Origin of the sequence: Paracoccus sp. 22332 (genome assembly GCF_052045125.1) — a bacterium.
Taxonomy (GTDB): Bacteria; Pseudomonadota; Alphaproteobacteria; order Rhodobacterales; family Rhodobacteraceae; genus Paracoccus; species Paracoccus haematequi_A.
Map to the genome: position 1 here is coordinate 1 of NZ_JBQEOI010000131.1, position 616 is coordinate 616.

The 616-nt window shown below is 73.7% G+C and carries 1 protein-coding gene; it reads left to right on the forward strand.

Features of this window, described 5'->3' with window-relative positions:
• Nucleotides 1–155 precede the first annotated feature (155 nt).
• Nucleotides 156–616, forward strand: a 461-nt coding sequence (locus ACTJI6_RS24185; protein WP_440804330.1) for a hypothetical protein, incomplete at its 3' end; no start/stop codon positions are given.

Sequence of the window (616 nt, forward strand, 5' to 3'; positions counted from 1 at the left end):
CCCCGCCCGGCCGCCTGCCCCCGCGCGCGCGACGGTCCATAGCCTCGCCAGGCGCCTGACGCCCGCGCCGTCGCGGCGCGTCCTCCTCTCTCCCCATCCTCCTGTCGCCCGCGCCGGCGGGCCGCGCCCGCATGTCTTTCCGAAGGATCCTTCCCATGACCCGATCTTTTTCCGCCGTGCTCGGCTCCGTGGCCACGCTGTGCCTTGTCTCGCCCGCTCTCGTCTCGGCCGCCTTCGCCGCCGAGGCCCGCTACTACACCTCGCAGTCTGTCACCTGCGACGGCCGCAGCCATGTCCTGGAGCTGCGCGTCGCCCCGGACGAGGAACCGAACATCCGGCTGTTCTGGCACGGGCAGGACAACCGCATCTCGGGGCGCGACTGGCACCTGCCGGCGGAGTTCCTCGCCGGCACCCCGGTAGTCCTGGATAAGGCCGCCACCTATCCCAAGGCCAGGCTGGAGGGCCTGGAGGGCGACGCGCCGACGCTGCGGCCCATGGGCTTCGACGGCACCCCCCTGCCCGATTGCGAGGCCTTCGTCTTCGCGCCGGCGGACGCCCCCGCCGCCCGCTACGACGCCGTGCTGGCGATGCTGGAGGCGGACGCGCCCTCTCCCGC